Below are 15,544 nucleotides of genomic sequence, written 5' to 3' on the forward strand. Positions count from 1 at the left end.
GGGTCCTGGGCAAGAGGTTGGAATGGGTTGGCTTGCTGCGGGACAAGTCTAGAGACGGCCATTTGTCTGGACAAACGAATTTTTTCGGCCGACTATTACGAAATTCCGATAAATCGGGCCCTCCCCGCCTCCCATGCGCCACAACGTCACCCTCAAGCAACTGCGCTGCTTTCTTGCCGTGGCGGAGACGAACTCGTTCACGGCGGCGGCCGGGCGTCTGTGCATGACCCAGTCCGCGCTGACGGCGACGATCCAGCAGATGGAAGAGGCGGTCGGCCTCAAGATGTTCGACCGTACGACGCGCCGGGTGATGCTGACCGATCAGGCGGCGCGGTTCATGGCGGAGGCCGAGCGCGTGGTCAATGGGTTCGACAGCGCGGTGTCGGACCTCGTGGCGCTGGCGCAGGGAGAGCGCGGCCATATCCGGATCGGGGCGGCCTCGTCGGTCATCAGCCAGTTCCTCGTGCCGGCGCTGCCTCACTTTCGCGAGGCTTATCCGGGCATCACGATCTCCCTGCGCAATCCGGCCGCACAGCAGACGGAGCGGCTGGTGCTCGAGGGCGAGGTCGATTTCGCCATCGACAGCAAGTTTCGCGGCAGCGAAGACCTCGATTACACGCCGCTGGTGCGCGACTGCTATGGCGTGGTATGCCACCGCGACGCGCCGGTGGCGATGCTCGATCGGCCGGTAACATGGGCCGACCTCACCGCGAGCCTCGATGCGCGCTATGTGGGCTTTTCCGCCGACACGGGCATCGGCCAGTTTCTGCTCAACCACGCCGCGCACTGGCCCGTGCTGGGGGGCGAGCACGACGAAGTGGAAAGCACCGCGTATCTGTTCGCGATGCTTGCGCGCGGCAACTACTATTCGGTGCTGCCGGCGCTGGCATTCGAGCGCAACGAGTTCGCCAGCCTGACCTTCCGCGAACTCCACGAGCCGCGGCTGTCGCGCGAGCTCTGCGTGATCACGCGGCCATTACGCTCGCTGTCGCCGAGCGCGCAGCGGCTGCTCGACATCCTGCGCACCACGCTGGCCGCGATGGAGATGCCGAGCGGGGTGTCGCTGCTGGCGGCATCGGACGATGGCGCCCCGCACATGCTGCCGTAGCCACCCTGCCCGCCTGCCGCGAGAATCGAGACGGATCGGCCGGCACGCCGACGCCGGTCACGGACCGCCCTGCTCCGCACTCCCCGCGTCCTTGTCGTCCGGAAGCGGAAAGCGTGTCTGGCTGTAGCGCAGGATCAGCACGCCGCAGGCCAGCATCACGATGCCCGTGCAGAGTGCAAGCAGATGGAACTCGGAGACTTCGTTGAAGCGAAGGATCAGGTCGCGCGCCAGCGACACCATCGCGATATACAGCGGGAAGCGCACGGGCAATTCGCCGAGCTTCAGGTACCGGCCCACCATCGCCAGTACTTCGAGGTAGAGGAACATCAGCAGCAGGTCGGTGATCGATACCTCGCCCTGCCCGACGATCTTCCAGCCTTCCTGTGCCATCGCGAGGATGGTCCCCAGGCCGATGACCGCCAGTCCCACGACCTCGACGGCGCTGAGGATGCCTTCGAGTTTTGCGCGCACGAAGCGCTCGGGCGATGACCCTCGGTTTGAATTCTTCACGATACGTGCCTGTCCACCCAGTCCCGCCAATGATGGCTTTGGCGGGACCGGACCGGTTATGTCGTCTGCTGCGCGATTTCGCAATCGCACGAACTGGACCGGGGGGGGGCGCTCAGAATTCCTGGGCGGTCGGGCGCAGCACGATCTCGTTGATATCGACGTCGGCCGGCTGCTCGATGGCGTAGGCAATCGCGCGTGCCACGGCGGCGGACGGGATGGCAAGCTTGTAGAAGTCCTTCACGAAGTTCGCGCTTTCCTCGTGCGAGCTGCCGTGCTTGAGTTCCGAATCCACCGCGCCGGGTTCGATCGTCGTCGTGCGGATCGACGCGCCCACTTCATGGCGCAGCCCTTCGGAGATCGCGCGGACCGCGAACTTGGTGCCGCTATAGACCGTGCCGCCGGGGCTGAAGACCTTGACGCCCGCGACCGAGGCGATGTTGATGAAGTGGCCGTAGCCCTGCTGCTGGAATACCGGTAGCGCGGCGGCGATGCCGTAGAGCACGCCCTTCACGTTGATGTCGATCATGCGGTCCCATTCATCGACCTTGGTTTCGCTCATCGGGGCAATCGACATCAGACCGGCATTGTTGATCAGTACATCGACCTTGCCGAACGCCTTGACGGCGGTTTCGATCAGCAGGCGCACGTCGGCCTGCTTCGTGACGTCCGTGGGTACGACCTCCACGAATCCGCCCGCCGCGCGAATCTCCGCGGCAATGCTGGCCAGCCGTTCCACACGGCGCGCCGCGAGTACGACGTTGGCGCCGAGCGCGGACAGATGGCGCGCGGTGGCTTCGCCGAGGCCGCTGCTGGCACCGGTGATGACGACCACTTTTCCTGCGATGTTGTTGGCGAGAGGGTTGCTCATGTTCGGCTCCTTCGAGAATGTATCGTTGCGATGGAGCCTAGTATTGGTGTGGCGACAGTTTCTTGAAATGGAAACGTTTCGATTTCATAATTCCAGAAATTGGAATCGAGACCGACATGCTCAACCGACTCGAAATGCTCCGCATCTTCATGGCCGCCGCGGAAACGGGCAGCTTCAAGCAGGCCGCGATCCAGCTCGGCATCTCACCGCAGGCGGTCACGCGCGCGATTCAGGAACTGGAGCGCCTGCAGGGGGAGATGCTGTTCCACCGCAATACGCGGCAGATCCGCATTACCGAGTTCGGGGAGCAACTGGCCAGCCGCGCCGGAGACAGCCTGCGGCAGGTCGATGCGCTGTTCGCGACCGAGCATGGCCGGCAAACGTCGGAGTTCGAGGGGGTCGTGCACCTGACCGCGCCCAAGGCGCTGGGCCGCATCGGCCTGCTGCCCGTGCTTGCCGATATCGCCATGCGGCATCCGGGGCTACGGATCGACCTCAACCTGAGCGACACGCCCGCGCATGTGATCGACGAGCGGATCGATATCGGCGTACGCTTCGGGCTGTTGCAGGACAGCCGGTTCGTGGCGCGCAAGGTCGCGAAGCACGCATTCCATGTGGTCGGCACCCCGGGGCTGATCGCGCGTGTCGGCGCGCCCGCGCACGTACGCGATCTGGAGTCGCTGCCAACCACGGTCATGCATGACGAGACGACCGGGCGCGGATGGCCCTGGCTGTTCCGGGGCGGTCAGCGCTTCACGCCGGCAAAGCCCACCTTTACCAGCAACGACTCGGAGGCCGAGCGCGATGCGGTGCTGTCGGGACTGGCCTTCGGGCAGATCGCCGGTTTTCTGGCGGACAGCCATATCGTTTCGGGCGAACTGGTGCCGTTATTGCAGGCGTTCGCGCCGGAGCCGTGGGATCTGTGTGTGTACCGCCCGCAGCGCGGTCCGGTACCGAAGCGCGTGCGGGCGGTGTTCGACGGGCTCGTGAAAGCCCTGTCGGATAAGGGACGATAAGGGTCAGCGCGCGGCCTTGGGCACCGGCGTGTTGAGCAACTGCTGCTCCCACAGATACGCAATGCCGCTGCCGCCCGCATGCTGGACGAGCACTTCCGTCAGCGCGGCGGCGCTTGCCACGCGGGCCCAGTCGCGCTGCCATTCGGCCGCGACCGCCAGCCACGTCATCATGTTCGCGCCGGCCCCGATCATGCGCTGGATGGCGACCTGATGGGACTCCACCGAGGTGCCGCCCGATGCATCGGTTACCACGGTCACGTCCCAGCCCTCGCCGAGGGCCTGGATGGCCGGCATGGCCACGCAGACCTCGGTCCAGAGCCCGGCGATGATCAGCTGCTTGCGGCCCGTCGCCCTGACCTTGTCCACCACGCTGCGGTCCTCCCAGGTGTTGATGAACGTGCGGTCGAGGACCTCCTGGCCCGGAAACACATCGGTGATCTGCGGAAAGAGCAGGCCGCCGCGTTCGGCAATCACGGTCGTCAGGATCGTGGGAACGCCAAAGGCCTTGGCGGCCTTGGCGAGCGCCACCGTGTTGTTGATCACCATCTGCGGCTCGTGGCTGTTGACGTTCGCGAGCTGGTAGGGCTGGTGGTCGATCAGAACGAGTACCGAGTCTTCCGGACGAAGAAGCGAAGCGAGGCCGTTACGAAAAGTCATCAGAGCATCCTTGGTTGCCATTGGCGCGGCATGGGTTTTCGAAGCAACGTGCGCTTGTGACGACGTTGCGCGAAGCCGCATTCTGCGATTGCCCCCTCCCCGGCGGTAGTGGTATCCGGCGGTGAGCTGTGTCGCGAAAAGTGGAACGCCCGCTCCTGTCCAGTACCGCTTTAACATATTGGCGATCGGCATCGCGGCATCAAACTGGGGGGAACGCCAAATTGAATATCGAAGCACTGCAGACATTCGTGGAGGTGGCCGATGCCGGGGGCATTTCGCCCGCCGCCGTCCGGCTTGGCGTGACCAAGTCGATCGTCAGCCGCCGGCTCCAGCGCCTGGAGGAGGAACTGGGGGTCCAGCTGCTCGCGCGCTCGACGCGCGGCGCCGCGCTGACGGAAGCCGGCGCCACGTTCCGCGATCATGCGGCGCGCGCCTGCGCCGAGATCGAGGTGGCCCGTGAAACGATTCTGCCCACCGGCGAACTCCGCGGCCGCCTGCGCATTGCCGCGCCGCTGTCCTTTGGGCCCACACACCTGGCGCCCGTGCTCGCGGAGATGGCGCAGCGGCACCCGAGGCTGCATGTGCAGGCCTGCTACAGCGATCGATTCATCGATATCGTCGCCGAAGGCTACGACTGCGCGATACGGCTCGGGCATCTTCCGGACTCGAACCTGCTGGCACGACGCATCGGTCCGATCCACGCGAAGATCGTCGCAAGCCCGGCCTATATCGCCGCGCACGGCGCGCCCGAGACGCTGGACGAGCTCGGCGACCATCAGGCGCTGATGCAGGGCACCGAAAGCTGGCAACTCATGGACGGCGAAGCGATCGTGATGGTTCGTCCCCAAGGACGCTTCAAGGCCGACAACGGCACGGCCCTGCTCGCCGCGGCGCTTGCCGGACTTGGCGTTGCGTATCTGCCGAATGGCCTGACGGACGAGCATGTGGCTTCCGGCGCGCTGGTGCCCGTGATGACGCGCCATCCGGTGCCGGTGGCAGGCGCCTACGTCGTGCGCCCGCCGAGCCAGCATCCGGCGCGGAAGGTCGAGGTTCTTACCGAGATGCTGCTCGCCTGTTACGACACGTCCCCGGTGGCGGCGTGAGACGGCCGACTCGCGCGTAACCGCTCCGGGTCGCTTGAGCGGCATGGATTGCGCGGCCGCGATTGTGTAGGATTCGCCACGACATACAACGATAAATACGGTGGGGTCCAGCGATGAAAAGACGGGAGAACCAGGGGTATCGGGCGGGGGTACGGGCGCGGGTACGTGCGCGGGTACGTTTACAGGCAGGTGCGATGGTCGCGCTGTGCGCGGCGTTTCTGACGGCATGCGGCGGCGACGATCCCGCCTCCACCCCCACCCCCCCGCCCCCGGCGACACAACCGCCAGGCGTCGCGCTGGTGTCGGTCGCCGCCGACTCGGGCACCCTTGACGAACTCCCCACGCGCGTCGTGGCGACATTCAACGCGAAGATCGCCGCGCTGGGCGCCGGGTTCTTCCGGACCGCCGGTACCTGCGGCACGCTGCCGACGGCCACGCCGACCGTCGACGCCCCGGGCAAGACCGTCACGGTGACGCTTGCCGGCAGCCGCTGCAACGACGGCCAGACCGTGACGCTGACGCTCGACCCGAATGCGGTGACGTTCGACGGCACGGTGGGACAGAAGGGTGCGATCTGGACCCGCACATACACGATCTCCGGCACGGCGCGCAGCGTTGGGGGCACGGTCAGCGGCCTCGCCGGCACCGTCGTGCTGCAAAACAATGGCGGCGATACGCTGTCTACGAGCACGGACGGCACGTTCAATTTCCCGACGCTCGTCGCGCAGGGCGGCGCGTATGCCGTGACCGTGGCAAGCCAGCCCGCCGGACAAACCTGTTCCGTGAGCCATGGCACCGGAACGGTGGGCACCACGGCCGTGCAGGACGTGGCCGTCGTCTGCGCGACGAATACGCATACCGTCGGCGGCACGGCATCGGGCCTCGCCGGCACGGTGACCGTGCAGAACAATGGCGGCGATACCCTCGTCCTGAGCAGCAACGGCCTGTTCACGTTCCCGGTCGCGATTGCGGAGGGCGGCGCGTACGCGGTCACGGTGCAGTCGCAGCCCGCGGGCCAGACCTGCACCGTGGGCCAGGGCAGCGGCACGATGGGTAGCGCGGCCGTGCAGAACGTGTCGATAACCTGCTCGGCGAACACCTACACGGTCGGTGGCACCACATCCGGTCTGTCCGGGCAGGTGCAGCTGCAACTGAACGGAGCGGGCACGCAGATCATCTCCGGCAATGGCGCTTTCACGTTCGCCACGCCGGTCGCGCAAGGCGCGACCTATGACGTCACGGTGCTGGCGCAGCCCGCCACGCAGACGTGCACGGTCACCAACGGCAGCGGCACCATGGCCGCGCAGAACGTGACGAACGTCGGCGTGTCCTGCGTCACGAATACCACGACGCTGTCGGTGCCGGCGACGGGCGTCATCGCCGTCAACGGCGGCACGACCTTCATCACGGTCATGAACACCGGGGTCAACGCTGCCACCAACGTGGTTGCACAGCTTCCGTCCGCGTGGACCGGTGTGACGCAGAATGCGGGCAACTGCGGCACTCTGGCGCCCGGCGGAAGCTGCCTGCTGCAATTCACCGCGACACAGCCGTATGTCGCACAGGGCGGCATCGCGGTGACCGCGGACAACGTTGCCAGCCCCAGCCCGACGATCGCGCTGGCGTTCAGCATCGACGGCGATCTCGTGTATGCCGTTACGGGTGCGTCCACGGCGAAGGTGCTGGCCGCACCCAGCACTGGCCTCACGACGTGGGGCGGCACGGGGATCGCGGTAGGGGCCGGCGCACAGAGTCTGACCGATGGCGCGGCGAACACCACGGCCATCGTCGCGACGCTCGGCACGGGAACGCCTTACGCGGCAAGCGCGTGCAACACCAGTACGCTCCGCGGCGTGCCCGCGGGAACGTGGTACCTGCCGGCCGCGTGCGAGATCGGCGCGGAGGGCGGCTCCCCTGCCTGCCCGGCGGGCATCCCGAATATCGAACAGAACCTGTTACGGCTGGGCTTCGGCAATATGAGCGGCGTCCCAATCTGGAGTTCGACGGAGTCTTCGGTCAACCCCGGCCCCCTTGCCTGGGCCGTCTTTCTCGGCACGGACCCCGCTCCGGTCCTGCTGGCGCCCAAGTCCCTCGTCGTGGACGCACGTTGCGCGAGGTCGGTGACGTATTGACCGGTGACGTCCCGGGTAGGTGTCAGGCGACGATATTGACGCCGCCATCGACATACAACGTCGCGCCGGACAGCCGCGTCGCATACTGACTGGCAAGAAACGCGCACGTGAAGCCCACGTCCATGATGTCGACGAGCTCGCCCAGCGGCGCGCGGTGGCCGGCGTCGTTCAGCATCAGGTCGAAGTCCCTGAGGCCCGACGCGGCGCGGGTCTTGATGGGGCCCGGCGAGATCGCATGCACGCGGATGCGCCGCGTGCCGAGCTCGTAGGCCAGATAGCGCACCGAAGCCTCCAGCGCCGCCTTGACCGGCCCCATCACGTTGTAGTTGGGCACGACCTTGCTGGCGCCGTGATAACTCATCGCAAACAGCGTGCCGCCATCGCGCATCAGCGGCACGGCCCGCTTTGCCAGTCGGATAAAGGAGTGGCAGGAGATATCGATGGCCTTGCCGAAGCCCTCGCTCGAACAGTTCAGCAGGCCGCCCTGCAGATCTTCCTTTGGCGCCCACGCGATGGAGTGAACGACGATATCGAGCTTGCCCCACGTTTGCGTGATCCGATCGAACACGGCGTCCAGTTCGGCCGGCTTCGTGACGTCCAGCGGCATGAACAACGGTGCGGCCAGCTCGCGCGCCAGCGGTTCGACGTACGGGCGGGACTTCTCGTCGGCGTAGGTGATGGCGACCTCCGCGCCCAGCGCGCGAAAGGCCTTCGCGCAGCCATAGGCGATGGACGAGTCGTTGGCGATGCCGCAGACCAACGCCTTGCTGCCCGCCAGAACGGGCGATGGCGTGTCGATGGTCATGGTCTGTCTCCTTGCGTCCGCACCGGCGCATCGCCGCCGAAGGCAATGGCGCGCGTGTGCTTCGCGATCATGAGTTCCTCGTCCGTGGGGACCACCCACACCGATATGCCGCTCGCATCGCTGCTGATGCGCGGGCCTCCGTGCGCATTGCGGCCCCCGTCGATCTCCACGCCGAGCCACGCCGCCCGTTCGCAGACCTGCTGACGGATGGGAGCGGCGTTCTCGCCGATGCCGGCGGTGAACACGAGCGCATCGAGCCCTTCGAGCGCGGCGGCAAGGCTGCCAAGCTCGCGCCCGATCCGGTACGTATAGAGCTGGATGGCGAATCGGGCCCGGGGGTCGTCGCTCGCGAGCAGCTCGCGCATATCGCTGGAAATACCGGACACGCCGAGCAGGCCCGACTTGCGATAGATCAGGTCTTCCACCGCGCGCGTATCCATGCCCAGTTCGTCCATCAGGTAGAGGATGACGCCGGGATCGAGGCTGCCGCTGCGCGTGCCCATCGGCAGTCCGTCCACGGCGGTGAAGCCCATCGTGCTGGCCACACTGCGGCCTGCCGTCATGGCGCACAGGCTGCTGCCATTGCCGAGATGGGCGACCACGGTCGCGCCTTGCGCGGCGCGGCGGTCGAGCCTCGGCAGCACGCTGGCGATGTATTCGTACGAGAGGCCGTGAAAGCCGTAGCGGCACACGCCGCGGTCCGTGATCGTCGCTGGCAGCGCAAACGCCCGCGCGTGTTGCGCCTGCGTGAAATGGAAGGCCGTATCGAAGCACGCCACCTGCGGCAGATCGGGACGGCGCTCGAGCAGGATCTGGATGGGCTTGAGATTGTGCGGCTGATGCAGGGGCGCCAGCGGCCGCAGCGCGGTCAATTCCGCCACCACTGCGGGCGTGACCCTTGCCGGCCCTGCGTAGCGCATGCCCCCATGCACCACGCGATGCCCGACCGCCACGAGCGTGTGCCCGCCCTCCTCGTCGCGAAGAAACCGCGCCAGGAACTCCACGGCTTCGGCATGCCCGAATCCTTCGCCCCCCTCCCATCGGGCATTGCCGATCTCCGCGCCCTTCCCGTCCCAGGCATGGAACGCCGGCGAAGTGTAGAGCCCATCGAGCACGCCCCGAAGCACGAGGGGCAACTCTTGCCGGCCCGCATCGTAGGCACGGAACTTGATGCTCGATGACCCGGCGTTGAGGACGAGAATCACGTCTGCCATGCGCTCATACCAGGTTGCGCCGTGCCGCCGCAACGAGCGCGGCCACCGCACAGGAGGCGAGCCGCGTCGTGACCGTGTCGGCCCGACTGGTGAGGATGATGGGCACGCGTGCCCCCAGCACGATGCCCGCCGCGTCGGCACCGGCCAGGAACGACAGGCTCTTCGCGAGCATGTTCCCGGCTTCCAGATCCGGCAGCAGCAGCACGTTGGCGCGCCCCGCCACCGGCGATTCGATCTGCTTGATGCGCGCGGCCTCCGGGTCGATGGCGTTGTCCAGCGCAAGCGGGCCGTCGACAAGCGCACCGGTGATCTGGCGACGGTCCACCATCTTGCACAGCGCCGCGGCCTCGATGGTGGACGGCACCTTGGGGTTGACCGTCTCCATCGCGGACAGGATGGCCACGCGCACCTCGTCGATATGCAGCGCGTGCGCGAGGTCGATCGCGTTCTGGAGGATATCGACCTTCTCCATCAGCGTCGGCGCGATATTGACCGCCGCATCGGTAAGGATCAGCGCATTGGGATGGCCGGGCACGTCCATGACGAAGCAGTGGCTGACGCGCCTGGCCGTGCGCAGTCCCGACTCGCGGCTCAGCACCGCGCTCATCAGTTCGTCCGTATGCAGGCTGCCCTTCATCAGAGCCTCTGCCTGCCCCGCGCGCACCGCATGCACCGCCTGCGCGGCGGCGGCCTCGCTGTGCGGCGCGTCGATCAGCGGGAAGCGCGCGATATCGATCCCGCACGTGCTCGCGACCTCCCGGATGCGCGCCGCCGGACCGACCAGCAGCGGCTCGATCAACCCCGCCTTCGCCGCTTCCACGGCGCCCTCGAGCGCGCTGCGATCGCAGGGATGCGCCACGGCCGTCGGCATCGGCGGCAACGCGCGACAGAATTCGATCAGGCGGTGGTATTTCTCGTGTCGGGCTTCCATATGCGTGGCTCCGGTGGCGCACTTCACGCGACATGACGTGGGCGCCGTGGCCCGCTGGAAAGCACCGCGCGAATCCGTGCGAGCATCGCGCGCTGATCCTCCGACGGCGTGGCGCCGATCACGCGTTCGTCCGCGGCCACCTTGTCGAGCAGCGTCAGCAGGCGGCGACGGTCGGCGTTGTCCCGCAGCATGATCGGGAGGCCCTGGAGCGCCTCGGCGGGCGCGCCGCGCACGATGATCTCCTGCAGCCCCCGCGTGGTGCGCCAGGCATGCGTGTCGACCTCGGGCAGCAAATCCGCGTAGTCCTCCGCCAGTTCCTTTCGGAGTTCGAGCCGGGCCAGCGGCAATGGCTTGCCGTCGCGCGTGAGCATGACGGCCACGCGTGCCAGCGCATCGACGTAGGTGCCCTTGTTGAGGGCGGCCATCGCCTGCTCGATCTCAGGCGGAACACGCGGCGCCCGACGCCGCGCGCCGGCATCGCCCTCCCGCGGAGAGAGCGCGCGCAGCGTGCCGAAGATGCCGAAGAATGCCGCCTCCATGAACGCATCGCGCAGCGCGCGGTAATGGTCGAGCGCGGCGCTGACCATCTCGGCGCCCGCGGCCTCGCGCTGGCGCATGGGATCGTCGTCCCCGAGCGCCTGGCGGTTTGCCCTGACCGCTTCCGCCGCGGGCTTGACCCATGCCATCCACGGGTTCAGGTCCGAGAACATCCAGTTCTGCACGCGCAGCGGATGCCATTCCCGCAGCATTCTCGCCGTCGTCTCGTTGGACATCGCCTGCACGAACGGCTGCGCGAACAGCTCGTAGGCGCGCTGGTTGAGCTCGGAGATACCGGCCACCGTCTCGAACGGTTTCTCGTCCACGCGCTCGAACCGGTTGAACCGCTCGACGATGTCCTCGAGGCGATGTTCGCGGAACGTGACCTCGTACTCGGGCTCGCCCGATTGCGGATCCGTCGCCCCGGTCTCGGTGATCGCCATGCCGTAGAGACCCGGCGGCAGCGACTCGATACTGCGCAGCACCGATACGATCTGCTTATGTTCCTTGCGGGCGACCTTGCCGGACACGAAGATGCCCAGATGCCCCACCGACTCGTGCATCATGCCGACGATGACCTGCCCGCGCGCCTTGATCTCGTCCGTGCTGCCGTACAGGTCGGCCACCCAGTTGAACGCCTGTTGCGGCGGCGTGATGTTGTCGCCCATCGAGGCGAACAGGATGATCGGGGACTTGATATTGCGCAGGTCGAAGTGCTCGGGCTGGTGGTCGTGCGTCCCGCGTTCGCCGCCATCGGACCAGAGCTTGTTCCCGACGAAGAGATTGCGCGTGATCCATTCGATCTCTTCGCGGTTCATCAGGTAGAAGCCGCCCCACCAGCGCTCGAACTCGAGGAACCGGGGCGGCTCGGTATCGACCTTGCGGTAGAGGTTGTAGTACTTGTCCCAGAAGGTGTTCGCGGGGTTCAGGTTCTCGAAGTTCTGCACGAGATGCGCGCCGTCGAACCTGCCGTCGCCGAGATCGGCCGTCAGCGACGCGAGCCACGTACCGCCGAGCAGCCCGCCCGCATAGCGCATCGGGTTGTCGCCCTCGCCCTCCTGCCACGCACCGCTCCAGTACGACATGGGCGCGCCGTTGATGACGATCGGCCCGGTGTCGTCGGGGTCGGAGGCGGCCACCATCATCGCGGCCCAGCCGCCCTGGCAGTTGCCGACGATCGCCGGCTTGCTGCTGTCCGGGTGCCGCGCGCGCACCCATTTGACGAACTTCTGCTCGGCCTCGCAAACGTCGAGCAGTGTCTGCCCGGGTTCGGGATCGCGGAAAAAGATCACGAAGTAAACGGGATGGCCCGCGCGCAGGGCCACGCCGACCTGCGAATCGTCCTTGAAGCCGCCGATGCCGGGCCCATGCCCCGCGCGCGGATCGATGATCACGTAAGGGCGCCGCGAATCGTCCACGGTGACGCCGTCCGGCGGCTTGATGCGCAGCAGCGCGTAGTTGACCGGCCGATCGAAGGTCCGGCCGTCCAGGACCATGTCGTAGTCGAAATGGAGCACGGGCTTGAGTCCCGAGACCGTATGCTCGACGAACTGGTTGCCGCGTTCCCGCAGCGTGTCCCAGAACAGGATGGCGCGCTGGCCCGCGTCGAGCGCATAGGCAAAGGCGCCCGCCGGGTCGGCCATCGACGCGACCGATGGCGCGTCCCCGGGCGCGGGGGTCGCCTGCCGGACGCGTTCCGCAAAGGCTTCCCGCGCGTGCGCCACGCGCTTTCGCAACACGAGCCCGCTCTTGATGCCCACCTCGCGGGCACGCGTCATTCGCTTGTCAGCCGCCATGGCGATTTCCTCCCGGCATGCGCTTCACCGCCAATGCGGCGAGCGCCTCCGGCTTGATCAGTTCCAGACCGCGCGCGGCGTTGAAGCCGTGGATTTCCTTGACATCCAGCTTGCGCATGAACGCAATGGTTTCGGGCGTGATCACCTGGCCCGGCACCATGATCGGAAAGCCGGGCGGATATGGGATAACGAACTTGGCGGACACGAGTTCGGGGCCGTCAGCCAGCCGCTGGTCGATGCGCGGATCGTTCAGCCGGAGGTATTCGCAGCACTCGGCCCGATAGGCCAGGTAGTACGCGGTGCGCATATCGCCTTCCGGCGTGCGGCTGTCCGCATCGTCGCGCAGGGCATCGTGGAACCGGCTGAAGTTGGGCAGGTCCGGCACGTCCTCCACGAGCGCCTGGACGCGCGCAGCAAACGCCGTGCGCTCGGGCTCTCCGCCCTCCTCCAGCCGGCGATCGAGTTCGCGGGACAGATCCGTCAGCGCCTTGACGAGGTGGGCGAGGTCGCTGCGCGTGTTGTTGATATTGATCTGCACCAGCACGCTGTTGCGCGACGTCTTGTTGATCTGGATATCGAACCTCTCCGCGAGCAGCCCCTTGAACTGCGTGCCGTCGTAGCCCGCGCCTCCGCACAGCAGCGTGATGCGCGTGGGATCGAGGAAGAATTCGTCGTCGCGCAGGGCCTGCGCGGTATCGGCCACGGTCTTGCCCGGCGCCGCATAGTCGGCGAAGCCCGAGATGCGGTACGGCTCGGGAATCATCTCGGCCGGCGTGGCGGCGCGGAAATACTTCGAGATCAGCGGATGCTGGTTGATCTCCTGACGCAGTTCGATGGCCAGTTGCAACGCACGCTGCACCAGTTCGTAACCTTCCAGTTCCATCTGCCGGCGCGCGAGATCGATCGACGCGATGATCTGCAGGTTCGGCGACGTGGAGGTATGCGTGAAGAACGCTTCCTTGAAGGGCGCCTCGACCGTATGGAAATCCTGATCGGCCACCACGATGATGGAGCCCTGCCGCAAGGCCGACATCGACTTGTGCACGGAGTCGGTCTCGTAGACGCGTACGCGCGTGCGGTCGGGGTCCGGTAGCTGCTCCATGTCCAGCCGCCGCGGATCGGTATCGGGCAGGTCCCGGACCGAGGCCCGGAACGCATCGTAGCGATCGCGATAGGCCGGGTCCGCCATCATCGCGCGTATCTCGGCCGCCGCGCCCATGGCCGTGCGCATGCGCAGGAACGGCGAGAAGCGCGCATAGCCGTACCACGCTTCGTCCCACAGGAAGATCAGGTCCGGCTTGATGGCCAGGCATTCCAGCATCGTGCGGCGGACATTGGCGATATGCCCGTCGAACGTGCAATTGGTCAGCACCAGCATCCGCGCACGGTCAAGCTTGCCTTCGGCCTTCAGGGCGAGCAGCGCCTCCTTGATGGGTCGGATGGCGAGGCTGCCGTACATCGAGTACTGCGTCAGCGGATAGGCGTCGATATATAGCGGCTGCGCACCGGCCAGCACCATGCCGTAGTGATGCGACTTGTGGCAGTCGCGATCGATCAGCACGATATCCCCGGGGGACAGCAGCGCCTGATGCACGATCTTGTTGGCCGTGGAGGTGCCGTTCGTCACGAAAAAGCTGCGATCGCCGCCGAATGCGCGCGCGGCCTTGTCCTGCGCCTTCTTGATATTGCCCGTGGGCTCGAGCAGGCTGTCCAGCCCGCCCGTGGTCGCCGACGATTCCGCGAGGAACAGGTTTGCCCCGTAGAACTCGCCCATGTCGCGAATCCAGTTCGACTTGAAGATCGACTTCCCGCGTGCCACCGGCAATGCATGGAAGGTGCCGATGGGCCGCTGCGCGTAGCGCTTGAGGTTGTCGAAGTACGGCGTCTCGTAGCGGTCCTTCACGCCGTCCAGCACGGCCAGATGGACTTCCATGGGCTCCTCCACGCCATAGAAGATCCGGCGGAGCGGCGCGGCCGCCTCGGAGCCCGCCAGATGTCCCACATCGCGATCGGTGGACAGATAGACGTCGAGCTCCGGCCGCAGCCGGCGCAGCAATCGCGCGAGCGACACGCCGTTGTCATCGACGCCCTGCTTCGTGCCCACCGGCGTATTGCGCGTGATGATCTCGCGCAACTCGGGAGACGTATGGGCCGAGGCGAACGAGAAGCCATCGACGATGACCACCGCCTGGAGGTTGAAGTTGAAGATCGCCGCAAGCAGCGCGTCTTCGAACGTGCCCGCGACCACAGGCTCGTAGACGAAGGGATCGTCGTCGCGGCGCAGCAGGCGAAACGACGCGCAGATGTCCTCCCACGCGGCGCGGTCGCCCGGCGAGACGATCAGTACCTCGAAATACGGCTTGCGGCTCTGCCCGTGTCCGATCGAGGGCGGCAGAAAGTCCGGCAGACGCAGCACCTCGCCTTCGTCGTCGGGCAGCCAGGCATCGCGCTGGTCGCGGTAGCTGTTGGAGAGCAGCGCGTTGCTGATGCGGCCCAGCAGCCGCGTCAGACCGTTCCAGTCCTGTTGCGCGAGCCGGCCCTCCACCTGGCCGAACAGCCGTGGCCCGGGATAGCCATTGAGCTGCTCGAGCGGACGCAGCTCCTCGAGCAATGCGCGCGCCTGCGCGACGCAATCGTCGGCGGTCGCGCTCCCCGCGCCCGCCGCGCGGCTGACGCGATGCAGCGTGCGCCAGCGGTCGATGCGGCCCTCGGACGCGGCAAGAAACTGATGCAGCCCCCGCGTCTCCGGTTGAATCCGGTCCTGTTCCATGGATCGCCTCCCTATGCCAGGGGTTCCGAACTCCAAAGGGTTCCGGTTTCGGATATCCCCCACCAATGTGGACCGCATTCGAACGCTTGCCATTGGA

At 66.7% G+C, this 15,544-nt stretch carries 12 protein-coding genes; 4 read left to right on the top strand and 8 right to left on the bottom strand.

The window, feature by feature from the left end:
- Window positions 1-133: 133 nt before the first annotated feature.
- Window positions 134-1,108, top strand: coding sequence for a LysR family transcriptional regulator (locus AAHB16_RS04050; protein ID WP_342050168.1), 975 nt, complete (start codon window positions 134-136; stop codon window positions 1,106-1,108).
- 57 nt (window positions 1,109-1,165) lie between these two features.
- On the opposite strand, the gene AAHB16_RS04055 is transcribed toward AAHB16_RS04050, so the two are convergent.
- Together AAHB16_RS04055 and AAHB16_RS04060 are read right to left on the bottom strand one after the other, a co-directional pair.
- A complete protein-coding gene (locus tag AAHB16_RS04055) occupies window positions 1,166-1,579 on the bottom strand; it encodes a phosphate-starvation-inducible protein PsiE (protein ID WP_342050169.1) in 414 nt (137 codons plus the stop codon).
- 151 nt (window positions 1,580-1,730) lie between these two features.
- Window positions 1,731-2,486, bottom strand: coding sequence for an SDR family oxidoreductase (locus AAHB16_RS04060; protein ID WP_150374502.1), 756 nt, complete (start codon window positions 2,484-2,486; stop codon window positions 1,731-1,733).
- A gap of 116 nt (window positions 2,487-2,602) precedes the next feature.
- Between AAHB16_RS04060 and AAHB16_RS04065 the strand changes: the two genes are divergently transcribed.
- A complete protein-coding gene (locus tag AAHB16_RS04065; protein WP_342050170.1) occupies window positions 2,603-3,502 on the top strand; it encodes a LysR family transcriptional regulator in 900 nt (299 codons plus the stop codon).
- Window positions 3,503-3,505: 3 nt separating this feature from the next.
- Here the strand turns inward: AAHB16_RS04065 and AAHB16_RS04070 are convergent, their stop codons facing one another.
- The gene (locus AAHB16_RS04070) at window positions 3,506-4,159 is read right to left on the bottom strand and encodes a hydrolase (RefSeq protein ID WP_191002357.1); all 654 of its coding nucleotides are present in this window, start codon (window positions 4,157-4,159) and stop codon (window positions 3,506-3,508) included.
- A gap of 221 nt (window positions 4,160-4,380) precedes the next feature.
- Here AAHB16_RS04070 and AAHB16_RS04075 point away from each other — a divergent pair, with 221 nt between their 5' ends.
- Together AAHB16_RS04075 and AAHB16_RS04080 are read left to right on the top strand one after the other, a co-directional pair.
- Complete coding sequence (locus tag AAHB16_RS04075) at window positions 4,381-5,262, top strand: LysR family transcriptional regulator (protein WP_342050171.1); 882 nt, start codon at window positions 4,381-4,383, stop codon at window positions 5,260-5,262.
- Between the two features lie 194 nt (window positions 5,263-5,456).
- Window positions 5,457-7,394 (top strand): hypothetical protein, encoded by a 1,938-nt coding sequence (locus AAHB16_RS04080; RefSeq protein WP_342050172.1) that lies wholly within the window; start codon window positions 5,457-5,459, stop codon window positions 7,392-7,394.
- Between the two features lie 22 nt (window positions 7,395-7,416).
- On the opposite strand, the gene fabI is transcribed toward AAHB16_RS04080, so the two are convergent.
- The 5 genes from fabI to AAHB16_RS04105 are packed head-to-tail and all read right to left on the bottom strand — an operon-like array spanning window position 7,417 to window position 15,447.
- Window positions 7,417-8,199: an enoyl-ACP reductase FabI gene (gene fabI / locus AAHB16_RS04085; protein ID WP_150374506.1), complete on the bottom strand. Its 783-nt coding sequence runs from the start codon at window positions 8,197-8,199 to the stop codon at window positions 7,417-7,419.
- Entirely contained in the window at window positions 8,196-9,413 is a 1,218-nt protein-coding gene (locus AAHB16_RS04090; RefSeq protein ID WP_342050173.1) for an acetate/propionate family kinase, read from the bottom strand. The genes fabI and AAHB16_RS04090 overlap by 4 nt, the downstream gene beginning before the upstream one ends.
- A gap of 4 nt (window positions 9,414-9,417) precedes the next feature.
- Entirely contained in the window at window positions 9,418-10,344 is a 927-nt protein-coding gene (locus AAHB16_RS04095; protein ID WP_263364826.1) for a phosphate acetyltransferase, read from the bottom strand.
- Between the two features lie 23 nt (window positions 10,345-10,367).
- Window positions 10,368-12,677: a DUF3141 domain-containing protein gene (locus AAHB16_RS04100; RefSeq protein ID WP_342050174.1), complete on the bottom strand. Its 2,310-nt coding sequence runs from the start codon at window positions 12,675-12,677 to the stop codon at window positions 10,368-10,370.
- Window positions 12,667-15,447: a decarboxylase gene (locus AAHB16_RS04105; protein ID WP_342050175.1), complete on the bottom strand. Its 2,781-nt coding sequence runs from the start codon at window positions 15,445-15,447 to the stop codon at window positions 12,667-12,669. The genes AAHB16_RS04100 and AAHB16_RS04105 overlap by 11 nt, the downstream gene beginning before the upstream one ends.
- Window positions 15,448-15,544 lie beyond the last annotated feature (97 nt).

The sequence above is a fragment of the Cupriavidus sp. OTU4054 genome, from assembly GCF_038440175.1.
Taxonomy (GTDB): Bacteria; Pseudomonadota; Gammaproteobacteria; order Burkholderiales; family Burkholderiaceae; genus Cupriavidus; species Cupriavidus pauculus_D.